This is a genomic window from Nitrospira sp. Nam74 (assembly GCF_965152615.1).
In genome coordinates, this window is record NZ_OZ224220.1 from 4,384,623 (window position 1) to 4,410,063 (window position 25,441).

Genomic DNA, 25,441 nt, shown 5'->3' on the forward strand with positions numbered 1-25,441 from the left:
TATGTGGCTCACGCTCTTAGCGCTGAGGAATAGAATCGGCATTCTCATGCTGTCGCTGGCGATGGTTGTCTTGGGATGGACCTCGCTTCAACGTCTGCCGGTCGATCTCTTCCCCAACATTCAAGTGCCGGTTGCCTTCGTAGGCGTGGTCTACAAGGGTGCGCCGCCCCTGGATATCGAGCAAAGCGTCGTCTATCCGATCGAGAAGGCCGTCAGCTCTGCCTCGAATGTCGAGCATGTCGAATCTTTCTCGAAACTCGGCATTGGGGCGGTCCAAATCTGGTTCAACTGGGGCGCCGATATCAACGTGGGTCAAATGGAGGTGATGCAGCGGGTCACGCAGATCTTGAACAGTCTTCCACCCGGCATCCTTCAACCGTTTATTGTCAAGTTCGATGTCTCCAACATCCCGGTCGCGTTCGTCACGGCATCAGGTGGAAACCTGGACGAGCGTGCGCTCTACGATCTCGCGTTCAATACCATTGCCCCGCAAATCGAACAATTGCCGAATGTCGCTGCCGCTACCGTCGAGGGCGGCAAAATTCGCCAAATTAACATCAATCTCGATCCCAGCCGCCTCAGTGCACGCGGCCTGTCCATTCTTGATGTGGTGAATGCAGTTAAAGCGGCCAATTTGATTTTGCCGTCCGGCGATATGAAAGCCGGTAATCTTGACTACAACGTCTTCACGAACAACCAGTTCAAGACAGTCGAGCCGATCAATGACGTGATCGTCAAGGTCAATCCGCAGGGCAACCCCGTGCGGGTTAAAGACTTAGGGACCGTCGCCGATTCTTTCGACATCCAGACAAATATTGTGCGCGCCGACGGGCAACGATCCGTGTACTTGCGTGTCAATAAGCAGCCGGCGGCGAATACGGTGCAGGTGGTCGATGCGCTCCGATCGGCCTTACCGAAGATGATTGGGATTCCGCCCGGCGTGAAGCTGGGCATCTCGTTCGATCAATCGACCTATATCCGTCAGTCGATTAAAAATCTGATGGAGCAGGCCGTACACGGTTCTCTCCTAGCGGCCGCTATTATTCTCATTTTTTTGCGCAATCTCACAAGTACGCTCATCATTTCTGTCGCGATCCCGCTGTCCATCCTCGTGACGTTCATCATGCTCTACTTCACGGGCCAGACGCTCAACGTCTTTACGCTCGGAGGCCTGGCCCTCGGGGTAGGCCGCTTGGTCGACGACTCGATTGTGGAGCTGGAAAACATCCAGCGCCATTTGAATACGGGACAGTCGCGCTGGGAGGCGATCGTACAGGCCGCGCGGGAAGTGGCCATGCCGATTCTGGCTTCGACCGTCACCACAGTGGTCGTCTTTCTTCCGATCCTTTTTGTCGTGGGAATCGCCAAACTGCTCTTCATTCCCTTGACGCTCACGATTGCCTTCGCGCTCTTCACCTCATTTTTCGTGTCGCGCACCGTGACGCCCGCCTTATGTTTCAAGTTTTTGAGGCCGGAAGAAGAAGCATTACGATCCATGCCGGGCTGGTGGACCCGATTTATGGATTGGACACGGGTCAAATATGAGCACATGGACGCCCGCTACCAGGACGCGCTGTCATGGGCCTTGGCTCATAAACAATGGCTGATTGGGTCAATCGTCCTATTTTTTCTCACCTCCTTGATGCTGCTGCCCCAGATCGGCACCGAGTTCATTCCCGTCACCGACGAAAGTCAATTCCGAATCGTCGTCCGCGGGCCAGTCGGGCAGCGCATTGAAAAGACGGAGCAGCAGGTGGCGGAGATCGAGCGCATCCTTCGTGACAATATTGCCCCTGATGAATTGGAAACGATTGTGTCCAGCACCGGCGTACTGCAACAGGGCCGGTCGTCTCTGTTCAATCCCAATACCGGTCCGCACACCTCCTTGGTACAGGTCTACCTCGTTCCGCCCGATCGGCGCGAGCGCAACCAAGTCCAAATCATGAATGCCGTTCGCCCAAAAGTGCTCTCGTTGTTTCCGGGGGTCGCCATGTTCTTCGATCCGGGCGGGATTGTGAAACGCGTGACGAGTTTTGGGTCCCAGAAATCCGTCGATGTCGAGATCTATGGATATGACTTTGAAAAAGCCAGAGGTGTGATCCGACAGGTCGAAGAGATCATGCATCAAACCGCGGGACTGGCCGACATCGAGGTGAGTCGCGAGGAGAATTACCCCGAGTTGGACATCAATGTGGATCGTGAAAAGGCCGCGCTGCTTGGGATCAGCGAGGCCAACGTCGCTAATGCCGTGCTCTATTCACTCAACGGCAACGGGCAGACAGACCCCATTATCTTTACAGACCCCAACAACGGCAACGAGTATTACATCAGCGCCTGGCTCGATGAGAAATATCGACAGGACTTGACCGACCTCGACAATCTCCTTCTGACTACCAGGAACAGCGAGCCCGTGTTGCTGAAAAATATTGCCTCGGTTCGACTCAATTCCGGCCCGGTCAAAATCGATCGCAAATATTTTCAACGGGTGATTCACATCACGGCCAATCCAGTCGGACGGGATCTGGGGGCGATCGCCGACGAGCTTGAGACCCGATTCGACGCGATGCAGTTGCCGCAAGGATTCAGTATCCGGATGGCCGGCCAGATTCAGCAGCAACGTGAAACCTTTGAAGGTCTGGTGCTCGCCACCATCCTTGCCATCATGCTCGTGTATATGGTCATGGCGGCTCAATTTAAATCACTGATCGACCCGTTCATCATTATGTTCGCCGTGCCGCTTGGCCTGCCCGGCGTGATCCTGATCTTGTTTCTCACCAATACGACGCTCTCCACCACGTCGTTCATGGGCGTCATTATGATGTTGGGGATTGTCGTCTCTAATGGCGTCTTGCTCGTGGACTACACAAATGTGCTGCGCCGACGCGGCATGGTGCTGCGGGATGCGGTCGTCTTGGCTGCCCGGACGCGGTTGCGTCCGATTTTGATGACGTCGCTGGCGACGGTGTTCGGGCTGCTTCCCATGGCCATCGGCTTTGGGACCGGCAGTGAGACCAACGCGCCCCTGGCTCGGGCCGTCATCGGCGGGTTGAGCGTATCGACCGTGCTCACGCTCTTTCTCATTCCGGCTCTCTACCTGATGCTGGAGGAACGCTTTCCGAGAAGGCCTGATCCCGACATGCGCCTCACGGACGATGACGGCAAAGCGGCTGAGCTTCCGCTTGCACTGAAAGAACCGGTACGCGGCTGAGAAGAATGTAACGGTCAGAAAGAAAAGTTAATGGACGGTGGGGAACAAAGATTTCAACTGCAGGGCTAATCCTAAATCGCCCGACACTCGAACCCGTCCGGACATAAACACCGACGCGCCATCCAGTCGCCCGCTCAGCACGCCAAGGCAATCCTCCCCGGACATTGAAAACACTACGTTCGGATTGGGATGCGTCCCTTCCTGTATGGAACAGGTCCCGTCTTCGATCAGCAATTGATACTGCCCGCCTTGGGGGCCGCTGAGGTCGAACTGATAGATGGCGGCAAGACCTTCCGCTGCCTCCGCATCGAAATTCTGAGGAAGGCAGCGAAAGAATTCCTGTACAGATGTTGGCTTCATCGATCCAGGCTCGTACTGCCCTAGTAACGGAATGTCATAGAACTGGTGCTGGTCTGCGCACCAAAGAACTGCTTAGAGAAGGCCTCGACAATTTTCGGATCGTAACCTTTGCAGCTAAAGATGTCGAGATAGGCTCGATTCGTATCATTGGCGAAGTGCCCGCTGATGAGGGAGGTCTCGATGAGCTGTATCATCGAATAGCCGGCAACGCGGCCCTCTCCGAAATGGACGATTTGGCACTCCCCGTATCGCTTCATGCCGATCAAGTCGCATAGCGCGATGACATAGGCTTCTATCTGTTTGCGGTCTTGAATAGTGGCGGGATGACAGTCCTGCAGATCAACGGAGGTGGACAGGCCCCACGCTTTTCCTTCCCCGACGGGATCCTCACCCGTATCAGCCGGGGATGGTGTTGGGGCCACCGTTGGAAAGATCACGCTCTCTGCGCTCAGGGGTGCGCTCATACGAAAATCACCTCCGGTTAAGGGTTACCGCCGAACAATTGGGGCCGCACTATAGAGCAGTCGCTGCCGACTGTCCAGAAACTTTTTCATGGATTGACAATGTCAGGACGGTTAGCGAGAATCACCCATGCCAACAACCCCAGCCAATCAGTCCGATCCACCCGCTATGCCGATGTCCGACCTCCCCGATCGCTTGTGTACCTGGTGCAAGCTTGCCATGATGAAGCGCCTTGTGGGGGACGGACAGTTTATTCATTATACCTGCCCTCAGTGCATCTTCCAGCACACGACGAAACGAGCGGACAACGCCAAATAGTGTATCGTATATCGGATTTTCTGCTGGGAGAGTTAAGCCGCGCTGAATAAAGTTTCCAAGTTTGATTGGATTTAACGGCTGGGTTATCTTGTTCCCACCATTCTAGTTGTCTGTTCAATCCCGAGAGATTGTTTTAGCTGTCTCATCCAGTCTCACAATCTTTTCTCAGCGAGTTCAATTTGCCCCAAATTTTCACTTAACGTTTCAGTCTTCGCGTTTAAGTCTTCTGCCTGCCTTCTGCCTGCTTTCTGCCCACAGAATTGTGACACCGTCTCGTTGAGACTTCTGACTCTTCATGGCCCTGAGCGTCCTCGGCCATGCAGTCCTGGTCTTCTCTGATCTATTTCATTAGGCCTTACTGCTCGGAACTCATACTCAGCCTAAAGCCGAAAAAACCAGCCGAGACGTCGCCAATTTGCGTCCTCTATCCAAATTCGAACAATTACTTAACCATATGGTTTTATAGTCACATCCTTCAGAGCCAAGAATCTAGAATGTCTTCTATACTTGTACAGTCGGTTGTGAGTGATCGACTATCAAAGGGAGGTCATTATGGAAGACAGCGCGACGAAGAAACGACTTGCAATGCGGCTTGGGATTCCCACCGGGCTCATGGCCGCACTGCTGGTCGCACCGGTGGCCTACGCCGGATCTGCGACGGCGCCCCCTGCCATTGTGGCGAAGGCGCCGGTCTGCGACCCATCGAGTCATCCGAAGATCGTCAAGGTCACGCCCGATACCGTGAAACCTGGTGATAAAGTCACGATCAAAGGAAAGCATTTTGGAACAAAGGCATGTTTCCAGAACGTCTCCTTCGGGCCGTCCAGCACCAGCTTCACGTATGTCAATGAGACAACGCTGGAGGCCACCGTACCTTCCTTGAAGGCAGGGCTCACGCCGATCAACGTCTTGACCGAAGGCGGCAGTTCGCAATCCGTCGTGCTGGTCAACGCGAAATAGCCGATACAGCGGCTGGGCTACCAACCTGGTAGCCCAGCCTTAGCAGGATGTTGAAAAAGCCCACAGCTTTGTCGCTCAGGACCCCCACGTACCGGACGGGTACGCCTCGGCTTCTCGCTCGCTGCATCCGCCCTGGAGGACCTTTTGGAACATCGTGCTTTTCGTCGCACCTTCGTCCAAGCTGCTAATAGCTGACGGTCTGGAAATCGGTGACTGCTCCTGCGCCTCCTTCAACCCGAAACCGAACTCGCCCAATCACTCGGCCATCTTCCGTTTCGACATCCACGCGCCACTCACCCGGCGCCACGTGTTGCTTGATCGTATAGCCGCGATATCCGCCTTCCCGACCACCGGAGATGCGAATAGGAATACGATCAGTGGTTGAGAAATCCCCTGTCCCCGATGATTGACCCGGTGTGGCCGTGCGATATTGCCACCGGTGATAAATCGTCGTTTTCAGATCGACCGGAGCAAACACGGCGGTAAAACAGTACGCGGGGCCCTCGCCATGAAAAGGATTATCAGACCGTTTCATGACCTGATACCAAGCGGGCTTCTCGAACGTCAATTGATAGAGACCGTCCGCCTTTTCGACCTGATGATAGACGCCGCCCAACTTCAGGGAGAGTGGGACTGGAGGAATCCAATTCAAAAAATAGAACAGAACCAAGACTGCGACTACGACCACCGCAGGACTCCCGGCCTTTACCATCTCGATCCGGGATTGACCGGTCCCTCGCTGATACACCAATTCCAGGACCCGCAGGGCCAACGCAAGGCTCAACACGGCGCCGAGCAGTACCATGATCCAATTCATGATTCCGGTGACAACCGGCAAAAAGAAGGTAAAAAAACAGAATGCGACGAGAGCGTAGAGGCTGACCAGGAGTTTCAGGTTGGATAGCCGGTCGTGCAGAAATTCGTTGCCTATCAGTAAGACGACGAGTAGAGCAAAAAACACGGCGGTTGTGGTTAATGAAGCGCTTTGAGAATAGAAAATGGTATAGGCACTGAATAGTCCGCCCAGCAAGAACTGGATCGCCATCGGATAGTATGGTTCTGCTCGAGTCAGAAAATCGGCGGCATTCCCTGTGTGAACCGGCTCACCATGAGGCTTCTCGAGATCGGCTCGCCCCTTGAGGACGATCAGAACGCCCAAGACTGTCAGATACAGCAGTAAAATGAGGTTGTCGAGCAGGCGGTCAATGCGAGTCAGCGTCACCGTGTCGTACGTCACACCGGCGAAAAAGAAAATCACAGGAAGGAATGGTTTAGCGAGCGCTGCGCGAAGCTTGGTCGGAAGAGAAGTCACAGACCGGCGCAGAGAGGTGACGCGTAATTTCGATGCGGCATGGTAGAAGTATAGCTAAGGGAATGGAGGGAGCGGAGCAGAAGTCACCGGAAGCCCCAGCAGCTGTTCAAGCCACGGTCCCATGTCATTTTCAGGCAAGGGCGCCCGGTTCAATCTCGCCTCCAATTGAAACGCCCCTTCAATACCGACAATGCCAATAATGGCTGAGGCATCCTGTCTCTCCGCCAGCATGTCTTGAGTCTGAAATTCACACAAGGTGGTGTAGAGCTTTCCCGTCGGTGCGATGGTGGAGAGAATCTCCGGGACCTCGTCCAATGGACAATGCGCCGAGCAGCGGTACACCGAACGCGACCCCGGCTCAACGGCCTGAAAATCTTTCAGAGCCCCTTCGGAAAAACCGGTTAAATACGCTCGGACCGTGGCCGGTTCCTCATAGGTTGCCGCTAGACGGCTTGCGGGCACGAGAAATTCAAATGCATCCGAGGAGTTATATTCGAATTGTGAAGGCCCGAACGCATCCGGCCACGAGCAGAAAAGCGGCGCCCCGGCATCGTCCGATGCAATGACGACCTGATCTTTAATAATGTGCGCCTTCAACGGTACAGCCAGCAGGCTGATTGCCTCAAGAAAAGCCGACTGGCGGTCTTCCAGCCAGAGCGACCGCTCATGATCGGCTCGTGTTTCTCCCGGCGTAATGACGTCGCTCGTATGCAACCGCACCCGAATAAACGCGTGGGTATGACGAAAGCCGAGCCAGAACATGGCACGCGGCAAAATGGTGCGCAAGGCCACCGCGATTTGCCAAGGATGGCTGACCGAACAGTACGTGCCCACTTCTTGATAGCGCTGATAGACGGTATGGAACGCCCCCGCGAGCAAGAAGAAATCTCCCTGCCAACCGTCACGAACTTGCACCAAGGTAATGTCTTCCGTCGACCATGGGTCCAACCGGTCAAGCTCATCCGGTGTCTCCACTCCCCATTCTTCAATGTAGGCGATAACATCCTTCGCGGGAGCGGCCGGCTTTAACCCGAAACCCGCCAGTCGCTCACCAACCGCGAGCACCTGGTTAAAGTCAAGCTTCTGCTGAGTTTCCCACCGCCGCTCCCGCATCTCCGGTCACTCCCCTCCACCCTGCAGGGATAGCAACATCGGCAGTTGGCTTGGTTGACTCACACTGCGCGCGTCCGGCGAGCACCTTCTGAGCGTGCGCGCTGCGCGAGCACCTGAGTCGGCCAAGCCGACTGCCGTCTTCACTTGACCTGCAGCAATCCCTGCTCCACTTTGGCATCAGCCATCAGACGATCCAAACTTTCCTTCAGCATCGCATCGAGCGCATCTTGAACGTCTCGATCATTAAAAATGAACACTTTATTGGCTCGCGAACCGTGAAGAGTCATGCGGGCAACGCTTCCATCTATTTGGTTGCGGGCCTGAAGAGCGACTCGCATTCTCACTGAAATGTCTGTAGACAATGCCTTGCTGGTCGCCTGAGCCGAAAACTCTTCCACCTGCCCGCTGATGACGGTATCGACTCCCTTTCGATTGTCTATCGGCTCCCCTGGGAGCGCCACGGCGGCTTGCCAGCCTTTCTGCTTCAGATAATCGGCCATGAATTGCGCAATCACGTATCCCGGCATGTCATTCCACACCGCATAGGAGGTCTGGCCTCCACCGGTATGAGTGCGCCGGCCGATAGCGCCTTTTTCGGACCGCCGATCTTCGAACGGCACGATGATGACTGCCAGCTTCTCCTGTGACACGGCTATATCGCTACGATCGGCGGGAAGCGCGCCTGGATACAACATCACCGTTTCGCCTTTTCCTGCACACCCATTGAGCACGAGCAAGAGCACGGTGATCGCCCACGACCATGTCCATTTAACCAAGGCACTCCTCCTTATGAGAAGACAAAGAGTCAAAATGTCACGAAGTCTACCCACGTCCCGCCGGAAAATGCTAGGGCGCCATGACGTCCAGTGATGGTCTCTCAGTAGACCACCACCCAAAGCGGTACTGACATTGCGACAGGGCCGTCAGCAACACGGCCACCACAAGGATGAGCAGGGCCGCTTTGGTCGTACGAGGCAGACCCGGTCCATCAGTCGCGGAGGGCACTTCCCGACCGCAGAATCGGCACACGACCGCGGAGGGCTGGATAGATTCGGCACAGAAGGGGCAGGGCCGGCGTCGTGGCGGAAGCATGAAGAGCAGCAAACCGGCCAAGGGGGTAAGGAGGACTGAAAGAAAAAACCATCCGATTGCAGAACGACCGAATTCCCGCGATGCCAGCAAGGCGACCGCCAGAGCGAGAAGACCGTACAGGCCGATACCGATTTCCATAGTCTTCGTGTCCGCGTCGAAGATGAGCGTCGACGTCTACCCCGGCGATTATGCCGTAATGACCGGCAATATCGACTGAAAAGTTTCCCGTCCCGCCTCAATCAGACCTCCGCCGGTCATGACTGGATCATCATGGCGGACAAATCGGCACAACTTGAAGAAACGACGTCCACCAAGGACGGCCGCCACTTCCGATTTACGATCATGGGTCAGAGGAAGGGTATAACCTTCGCCCTGTTTCCACTCCCATGGTGAAGGGCTCAAGGAGAGGTGGAGGTCCTTGCCGGCCACCTGATGGTAACGATTGATCAGGTTCTGTTTGTACTGGAGCAGAGTCCCGCCCTCTACGATCATCGCAAATACAAAGTGATGGCCCCACCAGAAGAGCGAGCGAAACGTGAATTTTTCATCCCTCTCGAAGTGCTTGGGAAAATCGAGGTATTGGTAGGGATAGTCATCTAAATGTTCGCCTTTGACGAACTGACATTTTCCCACATTGAAGGACGGGGGCGCCAGGAGGTCGGCCCCCGCTACATCGCTTTGGAGTCCCACATACAAGCCATCGAGCAAGACGCGAATCTTCTTCATAATGCGCGCCTTGTGCCGGAAGAATTGCTCATCACCGATGAGCCGAAGTTCCTCCTCCGTAAAAACCGGGTCCCTCTGGCTCATCGACATTCTACATGCATCGTGACGATTATCGGCAACAGGCCCCTCCGGTGTCCGGCGATTTCACAGTCGTCATGAAACGGCCTAGCCCTCCATTCCTCGTCTTTCATGGCCGTCAATTCGCTGCCGGGCGTCACCGTTGCGATAGCGGCATACAGCGGCAACGGTAATGCCGGACGACGCCGGCTCGTTGGGATGACTGGATCTTCAATTGAAGCTCGGTTTCCTTGCTGGACTGGAGGCTGCGGCACCGGATGATTCGTTTGTGACCATGGTCCCGCTCACTGAAACGTGTTCGCTTTTCTCCCATGCACGATTGCCGCCGCGAAATGTTAGCGTTGATGGGTTTCAAACTTCGACACAGCGAGATCAAACACTCGGCGGCATTCGGCGCAGCGAATGCCGGCGGCATCCTTCACGACATCCATCATGCATATCCCCAGCGCAGTCCGATGTGATTCGACGCACGCAGCGAGATACTCGAACGCGGCAACCTCTTGCTGGTCCATCGGTTGATCCTGACCGGGCAAGTGAGTCGCCAACGATTGGAGCGTGAGTCGATGCAACAAATTGCAGGAGGTACAAGACACAATGAGATGTTGTGGTGGGACGAGTCGTTTAAGACTCAAGCAGAGCGGATGCACCGAGAAACACTGTTGGAGAAACGCACCGCTGGTGTGGATCACAGACATCAGCGTTCCGCATCGCCCGCTAGGCAGCCAAGCGGGCTAGAGCGATCAGCGCACAGGCGCCCACCACATACGGAATTACACACGAGTAAAGGAGCACTCTCAGGCGTTGTTCGAACGAATGCTCCGGATGGCGAGCCTGCTGCTCCTTGTAGATGAATTCATAGATTAAGACGGCCAGCGTCAGGGTGAGAGCCATCACCCGGCTCGTGCGGGGCCAACTATAGACGCCGCTCAGCAGAAAATCCATCGTGAAAAACCCGCTGAAAAACAGAAGCATCGGTGCGACGATCAGCCGAATGACGTCCGCAAGTCGAGCCTGCCACACCAGCGCTTTCGATTCAGAGACCTGTGAAGAAAGATGTGAAGTCACTGGGCAATCGCCGGGTCACTGAGTTTGGCAGAGGCAGAAACCGATAGCTCCTGACAAACCTTGCAGATACGCGGGCGCTTTTTCAAGAAGGACACGGTGCCACTGGACAAGCAACTGTAATGCACGAATTCATCGCAGATCGTGCAGCGAGACCAGCCCCCCCGAAAGAGCGTGACGTTCCGGTATAAGCCTTGTTTGCACACCTTGCACGTGCGTGGTTCGATGCCCAAGAGCATCGGTTCCCAATCACCGCCTGCTTTTCGAATGCTCATAAGCCCCGAGTATACTGAAGCGATGCGACAAATGACAAGCATCGGCCATGTATGAGTGAACGATCTGATGATTCGACGATGATAGATTCATCCCTTGAGCTCACCTCATCGCTATAATGAATTTTTCATGATCACTCGATTCCGTTGACACTCTGTCAAATCGTTTGCTACTCTCTCGCCCCGTTATCCTTTGGGACTCAGCCTACAGTGAACATTAGCCAGTATCTCGAACAGAAACGGCAAGACGTCGACCGATTTCTCGATCAAGTCATTCCGACCGACAAGATCGAGCCGATGACTCTCCATGAAGCCATGCGGTATAGCTTGTTCGCAGGTGGGAAACGGGTCCGACCGATTCTAGCCCTTGCCGCCGCAGAAGCGGTCGGTAATCCCCCACCGTCTGTCTTAGCGGTCGCCTCATCGCTGGAATTAATCCATACCTACTCCCTGATCCATGACGATCTTCCGGCGATGGACAATGATGATTACCGCCGCGGCAAACCGACCAATCACAAGGTCTACGGTGAAGCCATCGCGATTCTCGCCGGAGATGCCCTGCTGACGCTGGCGTTCGAACTCTGCAGCCGAACGGATCTTATGGAGGGACTCGATCCGCAACGCCAGGTGCAGATTCTGTATGAACTGGCTGTCGGCTCCGGCCATCTCGGCATGGTGGGTGGTCAGGTCCTGGATATTCAGGCCGAGAATAAAGATATCGATCTTGCGGCGTTACAGAGGATCCATGCTCACAAGACGGGGATGCTCATCCGCGCCGCGGTCCGCATGGGGGCGATTGCGTCGTCCGCCAGCGCTGATCAATTGCAACACCTCACTGGCTTTGCGGAAGACATTGGACTGGCGTTTCAAATCGCAGACGACGTGCTGAATGTCACCGGCACTCGGGAACAGTTGGGCAAGAATGCGATGACCGATGCGCAACGCGGCAAAAAAACCTATCCGACCTTCTACGGCGTCGATGGAGCACGCACGCTGGCTGACCAATGCATTGAACGAGCCATCGCACGATTAAGCGGTTTCGGCGCCAAAGCGGATCCACTTCGGGCACTGGCCAAATACATCACGGAACGCCAGAATTAGCAGGTGCTGAAGCAGGCATCATTTCACCCACCCTTCACCAGATGCGTCGAGACGCATCCCTTCCAACGCTTCGTTCTCGTCTCGACTGCATTCTCAGCGTATCCCTCGAGAAGCAGCGCGTCCTGGCGCGCCTGGGCGGATTGGTGCAATATTGCACGCCGCGCTTTTCTCTCTTCTACGGCCTTAGACGGGAGGGAGTGCCTCTCGGCGCGCATGGGGCTGGCGAGTATAACTGCTTGCCTTTTTGAACGCCCGCTTCATAATCAACTTTGCAGAAAGTCTGTATGAAGGCGTTAGTCACTGGTGCGACAGGATTCATTGGGGGCGCCGTTGCACGCGCATTGGTGCGCGCGGGAACCGACGTTCGCGTCCTCGTCCGGCCGAACAGCGATCTCCGCAACCTGCGGGGCATGCAGGTCGAACAGGTTCATGGCGATCTCCGTGATCGCGATTCTCTGCGCCAGGCATTGAACGGCTGCCGTCAGCTCTACCATGTGGCAGCGCACTACACCCTCTGGGCCAAAGATCCGGTGGTTTTTTACGATATCAATGTGACCGGCACACGTGTCTTGCTCGAAGCCGCCCGCGAGGTCGGGACGGAACGTATCGTGTATACGAGTACAATAGGAGCCATTGGGCTCCCCCCGAATGGTGGAGTCGGTACGGAGCAAACACCCGTCTCGCTCTCCCAAATGGCGGGGCACTACAAGCGTTCGAAATATCTCGCCGAACAGGAGGTGCTGACCCTCGCTCGAGCCGGGCTGCCGGTCGTGATCGTCAATCCCAGCGCCCCGGTCGGTGCGGGGGATATCAAGCCGACGCCCACCGGCCAGATGATTGTGGACTTTATGAAAGGACGGATGTGGGCCTACATTGAAACGGGCATGAATCTGATTGATGTCGACGACGTGGCCATCGGCCATCTCCGCGCGATGGAACGCGGACGCATTGGCGAACGCTATATCCTTGGCCACCAAAACCTTACGCTTCGCGAGATCTTCACGATCCTTAGCCGGGTGACCGGCATTCCGGCGCCACGCCTCAAACTGCCTTGGCAAGCAATCCTCCCGTTGGCCTATGCAAATCGATGGTTCGCCGATTATATCAGCCGTCAGGCGCCTCGCATTCCGCTCGAAGGTGTCCGCATGGCGAAATACCACATGCATTACGATTGCAGCAAAGCGGTGCGTGAACTAGACCTGCCGCAAACATCCGCTGAAGTGGCCTTGAAAAAAGCGGTCACGTGGTTCGGCGAGAACGGCTACGCATAACAGGATGCAGAAAAAGACGTACTTTCATCAATGCGCCCCCGAACGCGCCGGGACGCTGTTAGGGTCGGCCGGTGACATGAGGACCTCTGTGAGCATATTAATTTCTAGTGAACGCTAGCCGGCCATGCTAGAAGTAGCCACTCTCCTCATAAAAACCATCGTGCTCCGCCCCTATGTCTTCCTCTTCCTGGCCGCATTCGTATTTTCTGCACAACGGCTCCTCGGCTGGCGGCGCACGGGGCTCTTTTTTCTGATCAGTTGGGTCACGGCCCTCCTCTGTGAGTTCTCCTCGACACGCACAGGTATTCCATTTGGATTGTATTACTATACCGGCTCCACAGTGGGCCAAGAACTTTACATCTCTAACCTACCATTCATGTGCTCCATCTCCTTTACGTTTCTACTTTATGCCAGTTATTGCATGGCACTTTTGTTTTTGCTTCCGACGGACCGCCAGTCGGCTGCCGCTGCACATCGCTCGCAACTGCGGTTCGACCTCGACGCCCGTACGTCCTTGTCCGTGATCTTCTTAACGGCGCTGCTTTACGCCTTCATCGATATCGTCATCGATCCAGTCGCCTTGCGCGGGGATCGCTGGTTCCTCGGCCAAATCTATGGCTATGCCTATCCCGGAGTCTATTTTGGCGTCCCGCTCGAGAACTTCCTCGGCTGGGCAGTAGTGGGCCTCATCGCGCTTTCGACATATGGCATTGTCGATAGGAAACTTCCTCCGTTGCCGGCTGCACCGGATGCCACTTCCGATGTGACCAAAAGGATTCTACTGGGATGCGGCCTCTACTACGGCGTGTTGGCATTCAATCTGGCAATCACCTTTTGGATCCAGGAACCGCTGCTTGGCATGACGGGCGTGTTCATCTATCTTCCAATTACAGCGTTCTTTTTTTTACGGCTCTTCAATAAACTGCCGATATCCCACCACATCCCCATACCCGCGTCTCGCACCTGACCCCGCCGTTGGCATTCGCCACTTTTGAAACGGTATACTGACGTAACGACCCAACAAAGGAGCTCGTATGGCGACACCAACCAGCTTCCTGAAGAACATCCTGATCAAAGTCGTTGTCGGGCTGGTGATCGGCGGACTGCTCGTTGGTGTGGCGAAGGTCTTCGGTTTTCCCGCGGTGTTCCAGGTCATGTTTTTCATCTATGCCATGCTTGGGGCTGCCGTGTTTATCCTGCTCGATGCCCCGCCCCTCGGCACGGTCGGAGGGATGAAAGCCATTCTGGGGCTGATCGCTTTCTATATTGTCGTCTCCACGATCTACATCGGCGGCGCATCGCTGCTTCCACAATTCGATCCTGAAGATGAGATGGGCAAGATCGACAAACTGCTCAAAGTGAAACGTGAGAGAGCGGCACACGAGCAGGTCGCCGTGGACGAGTCCCTCCAACAGGTCAAAACGTTGGACAAGAAAGTTCAGACCCTCACCGCCCGCCTCAATCAATTGGCGCCCGCCGCCGCCCCAGATGCCGGCTCCGCGGCAGCGATGACGGTGCCGTCACCCGGAGGTTCCGATTTGATCACGCGCGGGAAGGAAGTCTATGAACTGCACGAATGCTATAACTGCCACAAAATCGGCGGACAAGGGAGCGTCAAAAAACGCGGCCCCGTGCTCGATAACATCGGGAGCTTGTTGACCATTGAAGACATCAAGAAGAAGGTGTTCGACACGACATATCTCTACGCGGAAGGCTTCGAGAAGGAACACAAGAAGGGATTAATGCCGGACAAATATAAAGAATTGATGACTGAAGAAGAACTCGGGGCGCTCGCCGCCTATCTGAGCACGCTGAAGAATCCTGCGGTCGAGACGCCGAAGCCAATTTACGTTAAAACGAAAGTCGAACACGGATTCACGGTGTACGGGTATGTGCGTGATAGCCATGGGAGACCAGTGGGCGGCGTCGATGTGCAGGCGAAACCCCTCAAAGCAGAAGGTCATGCGGGCAGCACGAAAACGAACTCTGAAGGCTATTTTGAAATCTTCCTGCATCTACACAACGAAGATTCCGGCACCAAAATCGTCGTCACGTCGAAAGGCGCCTCAAAAGAAATCACTGCCACGTATGACTCGAACGACAAGGTCACCAAGCGCCAGGCCTCGGTCGATTTAGCGGTCGCGTCTTAAAAGGAAGCGATCGGTCATCAGCACTCAGCTATTAGTAAGAATCGAGAGACATGCGTCTTTGCCGAAGCTGACGGCAAACTGCTGAAAGGTACTATGCGAGGGTTATTCATCCGCTTTGCGATCACCTGGATCGCCGTTTTTCTAGCCGGCTACATGATTCCCGGCATTCGGGTCGAAACGGTCGGAGCCGGCATCGCGGCGAGCATTCTACTGGCGCTGCTCAATGCTATTATTCGCCCTATCCTCTACATGGTCTCCATTCCACTCATTATTCTCACGCTGGGGCTGTTCACGATCATCATCAATGCCCTCTTGCTCGAATTGGTGGCCTGGCTGGTGGAGGGATTCCACGTGAACGGCTTTTGGCCCGCCTTCTGGGGCGCTGTCGTAATTAGCATCGTGAGCACGATCCTCAATCTCTGGGTTTCTGCCGAAGGGCACTGGGAGGTTGTCTCCCATGAGCCACGCCGGCCACCACGCATCATCAATTGACGGCTTAATTGCTACCTCGACACGACCTTGTTAGAATGCTTGCCGAAAGGATGGCAGCATGGGACCAGCGGTCGAGTCTTCGACGAATAATAAGCAAACGACACTTCAAAAAACTTTGACGTCCGCTCTCAACGAGCTAGGGCTGGACGCCGCGCTGATTGCGCTTCACACCGGGGACAACGGCCCACTAATCGCACAGGTTTCTCGCGGACTCACTCCACGGGACACGCAGGCGATCCTGCGCGCCCTTTCACTCCAAGAGGTCACGACGAAATCGCACGAGCAGAGCAGCCGGACAGAGGGCGGCGATTCAAAGGTGATTCGCCTGCGCATGATTACCCCGGGCGCCAAATCGTTGCTGGCCGTACCACTCCAGTACCAACAACGAACGTACGGCATGATCATCATGGGTCGTAAAGAATCGGCGGCCTTTACCAAAAAAGAAAAAGCTTTGCTGGAAAGCCTCGCCGAGGACATTACGAAATCCCTCGAGCGGGCATCCTTGTTCGATCAGGCGCTGATTTTGAGCCGTTCATTCGTAAGTCAAGAGCCGGTCACAACTCAGGCTGTGCTGGAATCCTATGCGGCCCGCACATCGTACGCGACGCCGGATATGCAACAACGCGTCGTCACCTTTCTACAAGATACCATGCAGACCACGCCGTTTGATCGCGCGTGGGTGACCGCCTACGACCCGATCGCCGGCGCCGTCGAAGTGATCGGCATGCTTGGAGGAGAACCCAAAGGCGAGAAAAAGGATCTCAAAGCCAGTCAACGGCTCGCGCTGGAGAGCTCTGCGTCAGGATGGTCCGTTCGGCATCGCAAACCGCGAGTTGATCACGATCTCGCGTCCACACAAGGGCGGTTTCAGGACCACAAGCACTTGTACAAGGATCGATATCTATCCGCCCTGGTCGTCCCTTTTTTCATTCGAGGCCAGGTAGGAGGCACGGTCACACTGGCGTCCAAAGCCTCGATGCAATACAGCTTACCGGACGTCAAGACCTTGGAACCGCTGCTGGCGAAACTCGCCGATCTCATTCAGTCTGCATCCAGTGCGCCCGCGGCTCTTCCGGTTTCCGGAGCGACCGGTGAGGCACCAACCGACCCGATGACGTCGGCGGCTTCAGAACCGATGATTCGCAAACAGGAACGACAGGTCGCTCTGGGAGAATTCAGCGCGTTTCTTGCCACAGAAGTTCGTGAGCCGTTGGCGTCCATCCGCGCCCAGTTGGAAGATGTCACGACCCCAGGCATTCTCGATTTCGACTCCCAGACGCGTGTAGAAAATGCGATGCGCGACCTAATCCGCGTCGAATCCCTTCTGCATGAAATTCTGGACTTCGCCAAACCGTTGGAACTGAATCGCCGTATCTGCCGCATTACGGATATTATTGAAAATGCCCTGCGTGTTGTCGCGACGGATTTGGATGTAAACCGTATCGGGGTGACGAAAGACTCCGATCCACACATCAGCCCGGTTCGTTGCGACGATGGGAAGATGCAGCAAGTCTTTCTCAGCATTTTCAAGAATGCGCTGGAAGCCATGGCGCCGGGGGGGCATTTACATATCGAGGTCACACAGCCACGAGCCAGTCGCCATGTTCAGATCACCGTGAAGAATGACGGTGTGCCGATTCCCACCGAGCATGTCGGTAAAGTATTTGAACCGTTTTTCACAACGAAACGGTCCGGAACCGGTCTTGGCTTAGCATCGGTCAAGAAGATTGTCGAAGAACATCAAGGACAGATTTCGATTGCCAGCGGCCCCGGTCAAGGAACGGCGGTCATCATTCGCATGCCGGGCCAACAACGGGGCGGGCCCTATCGTGGCCGAGGCCGAAGACCGCCACGAAGGCGTTGAATAATCTGTGCAATTTTCGACAGCAGCGATCGCTTGACAGGGTTTGTGAAGGTCGTTAAGATGGCGGCCTGGTTAGACTTATTGCCATCTCGTCATTCGCTTTCACCCATATCTTTTTACAAGGAGTCGGCCATGAAGACACTGTTGAGTACTGCGGTTGGGGTCGGTCTCATCGTTTCTGCCTCGCTCGTCTTTGCGAACCCGGCGTTACTGCCAAAACATCCTGGTTATCCAGGCGCCACCGCTCAAAGCCCGGTGAACGGACAGTCAACGTCCAACGATCCAGGACAGACCAATTTGGGCGGAGAAAAGGCCATGCTGCAGTCCGCCGAGTATGGCAAACACACGATGCAGTCCCTTAAGCCCGAAACGGGACGCGATGCCATCGTGAACGAAAACGGCGCCGGCCGCGTGCCCAAGCATCCCGGTTATTACGACTATAAAATCGAGCCACCAGTGACATCGGCAACGAAGATCACGGGCGACCGCAAGATTAACTAAGTTAGTCTGACTTTCCATAAAAGGGGATCGCTTGCAGCGGTCCCCTTTTTTGTCTTCCCATCTTTCCCCTTCCTTCCGTCACGTTTCAGGAGCAGAACCGCATAGCCAGTGGTATCATAGCTATGGTTCCGGCCACCACGGTGACACCACATTGACCATGACTGCTGCTCAAGAAACCGTCATCCTTCAAGGGCACATCATCGATTCGCTAATTTTGGCAAAAGTGCTGGACACTATTCTGATGATGGGGGGAAACTTCGACTTGAGTGAGGTGCAGATCGGCACGACGCGGCAAGAACCCTCACGCGCTACCATTACCGTTCGCGCCGCCTCACACACGCTTCTCGCCGATATTCTCACCGCCATTCAACCACACGGCGCCGCCGTGGCGCGAGAAACGGATTGCATGATCGAAAACGCCCCTGCTGTCGGCGTATTTCCCGACGGATTCTACGCGACGACGCACCTCCCCACTCACATTCGATTGAAGGGACACTGGATTGATGTTCAGGCCATCGAAATGGACCTTGGCATCCGTATCGACCCGACAAAGACTACCGCTCATGCCATTCCGATGAATGAGGTGCAGGCCGGTGATCTTATTGTGACGGGGCGAGAGGGTATCCGCGTGCTACCGCTCCAACGACCAGCTGAGCGAGACGTCTTCGGCTTTATGGAGGCGCAAGTTTCCTCGGAACGCCCGCATGGTCCTATCATTGCCGATATTGCGCGGCGGATGCGGACATTGGGGGAAGCAGGTGGGATGCACGGGAAAGTACTATTGGCGGGAGGCCCGGCGATTATTCATTCGGGTGGTCGGGACGCGCTTACCTGGCTGATCGAATCAGGGTTTATTCATGTCTTATTTTGCGGAAACGCCCTAGCGGCCCATGATATGGAGGCGCACTTATTCGGTACGTCACTCGGCTATGGCCTCTCGGCCGGTCACACGTTGCCTCACGGTCATGAGCATCATTTACGCACGATCAACCGCATTCGAGCGATCGGCAGTATCGAACAGGCGGTGCGATCCGGTGCAATCACGCAGGGCATTATGGCGGCGTGCGTGCGGCGACAGGTCCAGGTCGTCATGGCAGGCACGATACGGGATGATGGCCCACTGCCGGGGGTGATCACCGATTCCGTGCTCGCTCAAGCCGCGATGCGGGCTGCCCTCCCTGGTGTCAAACTGGCGCTGCTCGTGGCGTCGACGCTTCATGCCGTCGCGACAGGAAATCTCTTACCTGCCACCGTTCCGACGGTGTGCGTGGACGTCAATCCGGCAGTGCCGACCAAACTGACGGATCGGGGCAGCTTTCAAGCCGTCGGACTCGTCATGGATGCTGCCTCGTTCTTGCGAGAACTGGCGCGGGAGCTGGGATGGAAACCATGAGACGCCTTCTCGTCTGCCCGCCTGATTATTTCGGCATTGAATATGAAATCAATCCATGGATGCGTGTTTCTAATACGGCCGACTTGCCACGCGCCCGTAGACAATGGCACGACTTGATGCACGAGCTGGAGCACACCATCGGCCTGGCGCTGGAACGAATGGAGCCCATCGCAGGTCTTCCGGACATGGTCTTCACCGCGAATGCTGGCGTGCTATACGGCCAACGCGCCGTGCCCAGTCGATTTCGCCATCCGGAACGACAGCGCGAGGAGCGATATTTTGAACAGTGGTTTCGGGGGCACGGCTATGAGGTGGTGCTCTTGGAGGAAGGACTGTACTTCGAAGGCGCTGGTGATCTGCTGGGGTTTCCCGATATCTGGTTCGGCGGATATCGACAGCGCACGGACATCCGGGCGTATCCGCGCCTCAGTGAGATTTTCGGCCGCGAAATTATTCCTCTGGAGCTGGTGAACCCACACTTCTACCATCTCGACACCTGTTTCTGCCCTCTCAGCGGGGGGGAATTGCTGTACTACCCACCGGCGTTCGATGCTTATGCTCAGACAGTGCTGTCCGACCGCATCCCGAAAGATCGGCGCATGATTGTTCCTGAAGCAGAAGCCCTTCGATTCGCCTGCAATGCAGTGTGCATTGACAGGCACGTCGTGCTTCCAGAAGGCTGCCCCGATACCATGCAGCGCTTGGAAGAACGGGGTTATCAGCCCCACGCCGTGGCATTGGATGAGTTCATGAAAGCCGGCGGCTCGGCAAAGTGCCTGACGCTTGCGCTCCAATGAGATCTAGCAGGATGTTAAAACAGGCTTCCAGCTTTGTCTCGCGTCGCTCAGAGGCTCAACGTACCGCAGAGGAGGATCCGCCTCATCGACCGCTGCGGTCGCACCTCGGGAAGGGCTGAGTCCCGGCGCACGTGGGGCTGAGAGGGTGTAATTGGAAGGCCTTTTTCAACATCCTGGAGTGTATTCTGGTATTCTTGTTTTTGATCTCGATCGAGCCTTCACTAGGCAGAGCGATCTTTCAATCTTCTGCTAACTCATCTCTTGCGAAACAGCCACGCAAAATATAATCCGGCTACCGCAATCGTCACTAATTCAATGGTCAATAACAGTCGGCTGATCACGCCGGCATCCTCTTGCACCACCCCCTCACCACCAGACGGCGCCAGAATGAAATGAAACCCCAAGAAGGCAGGCGGCTGCCCCGGCGCTGTTTCCCATGGCGGAAAGAGAATCGCAGCAATCAAGCCGGCCACCATGCCATACAGAATGGGAAGATTCATATCATCCTTTTTCGGCTGCACGGTGGCTGTAGGCAACGGTGTGACAGGTCGGCCGCATTGCATGCAAAACCGGCTGTGATCGGGTGATGATTTGCCGCAGGCTGGACAGATCATAAGTCTGCAAGTGTGCAGAATATGGGAATAGTATACGACCTGTTGGGCCGGAACGAAAGGAGGAAGACCGAAAGGAAAACGACCTTCAGGTGCTCCGTGTCCGTGAACATTGGCTGCGCGTTCAGGGTTCAATTACATTGCTGAATTTCATGACCGTAATGTGCTGTCACCTTTAACAATTCGAAAGTCACAGATAACGTGTCCATCTACTAACATGGCATAATCGGGTGACTGGAGCGACCAATTCCGGAGTGTCTAGTCGTTTCTATTGAGTTTGGGATTCATCGCACATTCAGCATTGGTCTCTGTCTTTGACACCATCAGGTGTCATACCTATAATCCGAGCCTCTTAGAGGAACCATATCGATGCATGATCTCGTGCCGACAGAGCGTCGGGTTGCTGTGATCGGAGCCGGAGCGTGGGGAACCTCGCTCGCGCGGCATCTGGCCAACAAGGGGCTCTCGGTTCGCCTGTGGGCCTACGAACAAGACGTCGTTGAAGCGATCCGGAGTAAACGGGAGAACACGATTTTTCTATCCGGTGTTCAGCTGCCATCTTCAGTCTACGTCACCGGCTCGCTTCAAGAATCCGTTCAGGACATCGACCTGCTTGTGTTCGCCGTGCCGTCTCATGCCGCTCGCTTGGTGCTCCAACAGCTTGGGCCTGTTTTACCTCCTCTCACTCCAATCGTGAGCGCGACGAAAGGCATTGAAGAACATACGTTCAAATTGATGTCCCAAGTTATGGAAGATGTCTTACCTTCGCGCCTACATCCCTTGATTTGCGTTCTTTCCGGACCCAGTTTTGCGATGGAGGTCTGCCACGACCGGCCGACGGCGGTTGTCTTAGCCGGTCAAGAGACTGACACCGTCCGTACGCTGCAACACGTGTTTATGACACCGTGTTTTCGTGTCTATGCTGGAACGGATGTGACCGGCGTACAACTTGGGGGGGCCATAAAAAACGTGATGGCCCTGGCGGCCGGAGTGGTGGATGGTCTTGGTCTGGGGCACAATGCCCGAGCCGCCTTAATCACGAGAGGGCTGGCCGAAATGATTCGACTTGGCATCGCGCTCGGCGCCGATCCAAAAACCTTCTATGGTCTTTCAGGAGTCGGCGACCTTGTCCTGACCTGTACAGGCCCTTTGAGCCGCAATCATACAGTCGGCGTCAGGCTCGGACGCGGAGAACAACTGCCGGACATTCTTCAGGGGGCTCAGACTGTAGCAGAAGGTGTACGCACGTCCAGTGCGGCAGCCGGATTGGCGCGCCGCTATAAGGTCGATATGCCGATTGTCCAAGCCGTCTGCGCCGTCCTCTTCGACGAAAAATCACCACAGGAGGCGGTGGGAGAACTCATGGAACGCGCCGCCAAAGAGGAAACAGGATACTGAAAATGGCACTCAGCTTTGTTTACAGCTCGCCTGCGGCCGCGCTAAGTGACCTTTTGAACACCCCGCACATTGAATTTCTTGTACAGTAAAGTATGGATCAAAAATTACTGAGAAAACTTCTGTCTGATTTTAGGACCGGAAAGACGACCATTGAAACGGTGCTGGGCCGACTGCGGACCCTGCCGTATGAAAATCTGGGGTTTGCCTCTGTGGATCATCACCGGTCGATCCGCCAGGGGTTTCCTGAAGTTATTTTTTGTGAGGGCAAGACACGCGCGCAGGTATTAGGAATTGCCCGTCGTTTGTTAAAAAAAGGCGGTCCCTTATTGGCCACTCGCGTGGAACCGGAGATCGGCCGGGCGCTCACCCGCCTGGATGCTCGTGCGGTCTATCATGAACTGGCCAGGGTCGTCGTACTCGAGCAGCGAAGGCCGATCCTTGAAGGAGACATCCTCGTCATTACGGCCGGCACGTCCGATATCCCGGTCGCGGAGGAAGCGCGCTTGACGGCCGAGATCATGGGTAGTCGCACTGAGGCGATTTATGATGTCGGCGTGGCCGGCATCCATCGCCTGTTCGGTCGACACGAGCGATTGCTGAAGGCGCGCACGCTGGTCGTCGTGGCCGGCATGGATGGTGCCCTGCCGAGCGTGATTGGCGGTCTCGTCGATCGCCCAGTCATCGCCGTTCCCACAAGTCGCGGGTACGGGGCGAGCTTCGGAGGTCTGGCCGCCCTCTTAACCATGCTGAATTCTTGCGCAGCCGGTGTGGGTGTCATGAATATCGATAATGGCTTTGGAGCCGGTTGTTTGGCACATCGAATAAATATCATGGGGAAGGACTAAATGTTCTTCGTGTCCTTATCGAAAGCACGCCGATTCAAGATGAACGTTGATCATCTTCCTTCAGCGCCAACCTGCCCCGTTTCGGCCATGCGTTCATGTGGGTCCGCACTCCGTTCTCTCCCACAGTCAGCAGCTTGGCCCGAATTTCGTAGTCATAGGTCCCCGGTCCCACCAGCTCTTTCGACTGATCCATCCCGTCCCATGTCAGCACGATCTTAATTCGAGGCTTGCTGTCCATGGCCGATGCCGCCGACACACCACGCTCCTGTTTGTCGAGCGATTGACGGTTCGACAAAAACCGCATGGAGCGCATGGATGGCGAACTGATGAGCGTCGACACCTCCAGCAAGAGCTGCCGGTCAGTGTCATTGGGCAATTCGATCTCGATCGTAAAGTCCAGCGTGCCTTGGCCTGGAGCATAGGAGGTAGGTGCAATGATGACGGATATGATCTTCAATTCCGGTGGAATGACCGGTCCTCTCTTTCGTTTTGCGGCGAAGGCATGGACGGGCACCATGGTGAGACACATGAAGCACACGATCGCGATGACACCCATGCGGCCAATGAACGTCTGGGCCACGATCTGAAATTGTTTATTGGACATGTCGTTGCATTGCAGGAGTGGGACAAGTCGTATGAAAGCCGCCCGTGGATATCATAGGGCACTATGGCTGTCAATGCTCAATCCGTGTATCGTCAACACGCCTTTAGGTCTCGGAGTGGTTTTGTTAAGATGACCGCCGCTTTGGCGGCCAAGATCCGCGCCGTGGGAAGAGGAATGAATGCGACAACTGCACTTTGACTGTTTCTCGGGCATCAGCGGCGATATGACGCTCGGTGCCCTAGTCGACGCCGGGCTGCCGTTAAAAGAGCTGTCCCGTGCACTGAAAGATTTCCCGGCAGGCGGGTATCGACTCCGCGCAAGAAACGTCATGCGCGGGGGGTTGGCTGCCACGAAAGTCGATGTCGTCATTCAGAACGGCTTCCGTTCCCCGCTCTCGTTACGCCGCATTCAACGGCTGATTACGAGCAGTCGTCTCCCGCGCGCGGTCCAACAGCAGAGCCTGGCGGTGTTCGAGTGTCTGGCACGCGCTGAAGGGATAGCGCATCGCGTCAGTCCTTCAGACGTGACGTTTCACGAAGTCGGCGTGGTCGATTCATTGATCGATGTCGTCGGCTCCATTATAGGTTGTCATTTGCTCGGCGTTCAGCGCATCACCTCGTCGGCCGTCAACCTGGGCTCCGGATGGATTGATTCCGCACATGGACGGCTCCCCGCGCCGGGACCGGCCGTTGCAGCCTTGGCCCGGGAGATTCCAGTCTATACCACCGGCCCGTCTCGTGAGCTCACTACCCCAACCGGCCTTGCGCTCCTCAGAACACTGGCACAGGAGTTTGGTTCTCTACCAATCATCCGTCCCACGGCCATCGGCTATGGAGCCGGCAGCGCCGACCCCGAGGGATGGCCGAACGCGCTCCGCGTTTTCATGGGCGAGGCTGTCTCGCCCACTCGTAATATCGATACCATTGTCCAAATCGAAACGAATCTGGATGATCTTCAGCCGCAGGCCTATGAGACCATCATGGAACGGCTGTTTTCCGCCGGTTCCGTCGATGTGACGCTGACACCGGCGATCATGAAACATCAACGCCCCGCTATCGTATTGATGGCTCTTGCCCCGCCAGCCAAGGCCCATGCTGTCGCCGAAATTCTTCTGCGGGAAACCAGTACGCTCGGAGTCCGCATGCAAGAAATGCAGCGAGTGGTGCTGCCTCGACGCATGGATGTAGTGGAGACCGCGAGCGGAAGGGTCCGGATGAAAGTGGCCGAGTTGGGAGATGGCCACGTCAAGGCGGCTCCGGAGTATCAGGATTGCAAGCGGATCGCGGAGCACTCGGGGCGACCGATCCGGGACGTGATGGAAGAGGCGGCGTTCGCCTACAGGCACAAAACTCATTTAACAATCAAAAATGTAAAAGGCAAAAGTGATCAACGGGACGGATCGGAAAACAGAAGAGATGTAAAAGGCAAAAAGAAGCCTGCATCCACGTAGT

At 55.6% G+C, this 25,441-nt stretch carries 26 protein-coding genes and 1 pseudogene; 15 read left to right on the top strand and 12 right to left on the bottom strand.

Annotation, left to right across the window (positions count from 1 at the left end; translation table 11 throughout):
- Position 1 precedes the first annotated feature (1 nt).
- Entirely contained in the window at positions 2-3,208 is a 3,207-nt protein-coding gene (locus ACWHYZ_RS20630; RefSeq protein WP_447984547.1) for an efflux RND transporter permease subunit, read from the top strand.
- 27 nt (positions 3,209-3,235) lie between these two features.
- Here the strand turns inward: ACWHYZ_RS20630 and ACWHYZ_RS20635 are convergent, their stop codons facing one another.
- Together ACWHYZ_RS20635 and speD are read right to left on the bottom strand one after the other, a co-directional pair.
- Positions 3,236-3,568: an SCP2 sterol-binding domain-containing protein gene (locus tag ACWHYZ_RS20635; protein WP_447984548.1), complete on the bottom strand. Its 333-nt coding sequence runs from the start codon at positions 3,566-3,568 to the stop codon at positions 3,236-3,238.
- A gap of 20 nt (positions 3,569-3,588) precedes the next feature.
- Entirely contained in the window at positions 3,589-4,032 is a 444-nt protein-coding gene (gene speD, locus ACWHYZ_RS20640; protein WP_447984549.1) for an S-adenosylmethionine decarboxylase, read from the bottom strand.
- Positions 4,033-4,159: 127 nt separating this feature from the next.
- Between speD and ACWHYZ_RS20645 the strand changes: the two genes are divergently transcribed.
- Both ACWHYZ_RS20645 and ACWHYZ_RS20650 read left to right on the top strand, forming a co-directional pair.
- On the top strand, positions 4,160-4,348 hold the full coding sequence (locus ACWHYZ_RS20645) for a hypothetical protein (protein WP_447984550.1): 189 nt from the start codon (positions 4,160-4,162) through the stop codon (positions 4,346-4,348).
- A gap of 552 nt (positions 4,349-4,900) precedes the next feature.
- The gene (locus ACWHYZ_RS20650; RefSeq protein WP_447984551.1) at positions 4,901-5,308 is read left to right on the top strand and encodes an IPT/TIG domain-containing protein; all 408 of its coding nucleotides are present in this window, start codon (positions 4,901-4,903) and stop codon (positions 5,306-5,308) included.
- Positions 5,309-5,492: 184 nt separating this feature from the next.
- Here the strand turns inward: ACWHYZ_RS20650 and ACWHYZ_RS20655 are convergent, their stop codons facing one another.
- The 7 genes from ACWHYZ_RS20655 to ACWHYZ_RS20685 form a co-directional block, all read right to left on the bottom strand.
- Positions 5,493-6,620 (bottom strand): DUF2914 domain-containing protein, encoded by a 1,128-nt coding sequence (locus ACWHYZ_RS20655; protein ID WP_447984552.1) that lies wholly within the window; start codon positions 6,618-6,620, stop codon positions 5,493-5,495.
- Between the two features lie 54 nt (positions 6,621-6,674).
- On the bottom strand, positions 6,675-7,733 hold the full coding sequence (locus tag ACWHYZ_RS20660) for a hypothetical protein (protein WP_447984553.1): 1,059 nt from the start codon (positions 7,731-7,733) through the stop codon (positions 6,675-6,677).
- 140 nt (positions 7,734-7,873) lie between these two features.
- Positions 7,874-8,509 carry a hypothetical protein gene (locus tag ACWHYZ_RS20665; RefSeq protein ID WP_447984554.1) on the bottom strand — a complete coding sequence of 212 codons (636 nt, stop codon included), beginning with the start codon at positions 8,507-8,509 and terminating at the stop codon, positions 7,874-7,876.
- A gap of 70 nt (positions 8,510-8,579) precedes the next feature.
- Positions 8,580-8,963: a hypothetical protein gene (locus tag ACWHYZ_RS20670; protein WP_447984555.1), complete on the bottom strand. Its 384-nt coding sequence runs from the start codon at positions 8,961-8,963 to the stop codon at positions 8,580-8,582.
- Positions 8,964-9,011: 48 nt separating this feature from the next.
- Entirely contained in the window at positions 9,012-9,635 is a 624-nt protein-coding gene (locus ACWHYZ_RS20675; protein WP_447984556.1) for a hypothetical protein, read from the bottom strand.
- Positions 9,636-9,964: 329 nt separating this feature from the next.
- A complete protein-coding gene (locus ACWHYZ_RS20680; protein WP_447984557.1) occupies positions 9,965-10,324 on the bottom strand; it encodes a hypothetical protein in 360 nt (119 codons plus the stop codon).
- A gap of 19 nt (positions 10,325-10,343) precedes the next feature.
- The gene (locus ACWHYZ_RS20685) at positions 10,344-10,694 is read right to left on the bottom strand and encodes a hypothetical protein (protein WP_447984558.1); all 351 of its coding nucleotides are present in this window, start codon (positions 10,692-10,694) and stop codon (positions 10,344-10,346) included.
- Between the two features lie 479 nt (positions 10,695-11,173).
- Between ACWHYZ_RS20685 and ACWHYZ_RS20690 the strand changes: the two genes are divergently transcribed.
- The 9 genes from ACWHYZ_RS20690 to ACWHYZ_RS20730 all read left to right on the top strand — a co-directional run bounded on the left by ACWHYZ_RS20690 (position 11,174) and on the right by ACWHYZ_RS20730 (position 20,532).
- On the top strand, positions 11,174-12,064 hold the full coding sequence (locus ACWHYZ_RS20690; RefSeq protein WP_447984559.1) for a polyprenyl synthetase family protein: 891 nt from the start codon (positions 11,174-11,176) through the stop codon (positions 12,062-12,064).
- A gap of 284 nt (positions 12,065-12,348) precedes the next feature.
- Positions 12,349-13,335: a hopanoid-associated sugar epimerase gene (hpnA, locus tag ACWHYZ_RS20695; protein WP_447984560.1), complete on the top strand. Its 987-nt coding sequence runs from the start codon at positions 12,349-12,351 to the stop codon at positions 13,333-13,335.
- Positions 13,336-13,459: 124 nt separating this feature from the next.
- Entirely contained in the window at positions 13,460-14,302 is an 843-nt protein-coding gene (locus ACWHYZ_RS20700; RefSeq protein WP_447984561.1) for a carotenoid biosynthesis protein, read from the top strand.
- Positions 14,303-14,369: 67 nt separating this feature from the next.
- Positions 14,370-15,485: a c-type cytochrome gene (locus ACWHYZ_RS20705; RefSeq protein WP_447984562.1), complete on the top strand. Its 1,116-nt coding sequence runs from the start codon at positions 14,370-14,372 to the stop codon at positions 15,483-15,485.
- Positions 15,486-15,578: 93 nt separating this feature from the next.
- On the top strand, positions 15,579-15,977 hold the full coding sequence (locus tag ACWHYZ_RS20710) for a phage holin family protein (protein ID WP_447984563.1): 399 nt from the start codon (positions 15,579-15,581) through the stop codon (positions 15,975-15,977).
- Between the two features lie 58 nt (positions 15,978-16,035).
- The gene (locus tag ACWHYZ_RS20715; RefSeq protein ID WP_447984564.1) at positions 16,036-17,841 is read left to right on the top strand and encodes an ATP-binding protein; all 1,806 of its coding nucleotides are present in this window, start codon (positions 16,036-16,038) and stop codon (positions 17,839-17,841) included.
- Between the two features lie 132 nt (positions 17,842-17,973).
- A complete protein-coding gene (locus tag ACWHYZ_RS20720) occupies positions 17,974-18,342 on the top strand; it encodes a hypothetical protein (protein WP_447984565.1) in 369 nt (122 codons plus the stop codon).
- A 157-nt stretch (positions 18,343-18,499) separates the two neighbouring features.
- Complete coding sequence (locus ACWHYZ_RS20725) at positions 18,500-19,735, top strand: ornithine cyclodeaminase (RefSeq protein ID WP_447984566.1); 1,236 nt, start codon at positions 18,500-18,502, stop codon at positions 19,733-19,735.
- Positions 19,732-20,532: a dimethylarginine dimethylaminohydrolase family protein gene (locus ACWHYZ_RS20730; protein WP_447984567.1), complete on the top strand. Its 801-nt coding sequence runs from the start codon at positions 19,732-19,734 to the stop codon at positions 20,530-20,532. The genes ACWHYZ_RS20725 and ACWHYZ_RS20730 overlap by 4 nt, the downstream gene beginning before the upstream one ends.
- 254 nt (positions 20,533-20,786) lie before the next feature.
- Here the strand turns inward: ACWHYZ_RS20730 and ACWHYZ_RS20735 are convergent, their stop codons facing one another.
- Together ACWHYZ_RS20735 and ACWHYZ_RS20740 are read right to left on the bottom strand one after the other, a co-directional pair.
- Positions 20,787-21,032, bottom strand: coding sequence for a hypothetical protein (locus ACWHYZ_RS20735; protein WP_447987644.1), 246 nt, complete (start codon positions 21,030-21,032; stop codon positions 20,787-20,789).
- A gap of 48 nt (positions 21,033-21,080) precedes the next feature.
- Positions 21,081-21,146 (bottom strand): annotated as a pseudogene (locus ACWHYZ_RS20740) (zinc-ribbon domain-containing protein); the annotation flags it as partial.
- Positions 21,147-21,512: 366 nt separating this feature from the next.
- Between ACWHYZ_RS20740 and ACWHYZ_RS20745 the strand changes: the two are divergent.
- Complete coding sequence (locus ACWHYZ_RS20745; protein ID WP_447984568.1) at positions 21,513-22,541, top strand: NAD(P)H-dependent glycerol-3-phosphate dehydrogenase; 1,029 nt, start codon at positions 21,513-21,515, stop codon at positions 22,539-22,541.
- A gap of 92 nt (positions 22,542-22,633) precedes the next feature.
- Complete coding sequence (gene larB / locus ACWHYZ_RS20750) at positions 22,634-23,386, top strand: nickel pincer cofactor biosynthesis protein LarB (protein ID WP_447984569.1); 753 nt, start codon at positions 22,634-22,636, stop codon at positions 23,384-23,386.
- Between the two features lie 34 nt (positions 23,387-23,420).
- On the opposite strand, the gene ACWHYZ_RS20755 is transcribed toward larB, so the two are convergent.
- A complete protein-coding gene (locus ACWHYZ_RS20755; RefSeq protein WP_447984570.1) occupies positions 23,421-23,990 on the bottom strand; it encodes a hypothetical protein in 570 nt (189 codons plus the stop codon).
- A 178-nt stretch (positions 23,991-24,168) separates the two neighbouring features.
- On the opposite strand from ACWHYZ_RS20755, the gene larC reads away from it, so the two are divergent.
- Positions 24,169-25,440, top strand: coding sequence for a nickel pincer cofactor biosynthesis protein LarC (larC, locus tag ACWHYZ_RS20760; protein WP_447984571.1), 1,272 nt, complete (start codon positions 24,169-24,171; stop codon positions 25,438-25,440).
- Position 25,441: the final 1 nt, after the last annotated feature.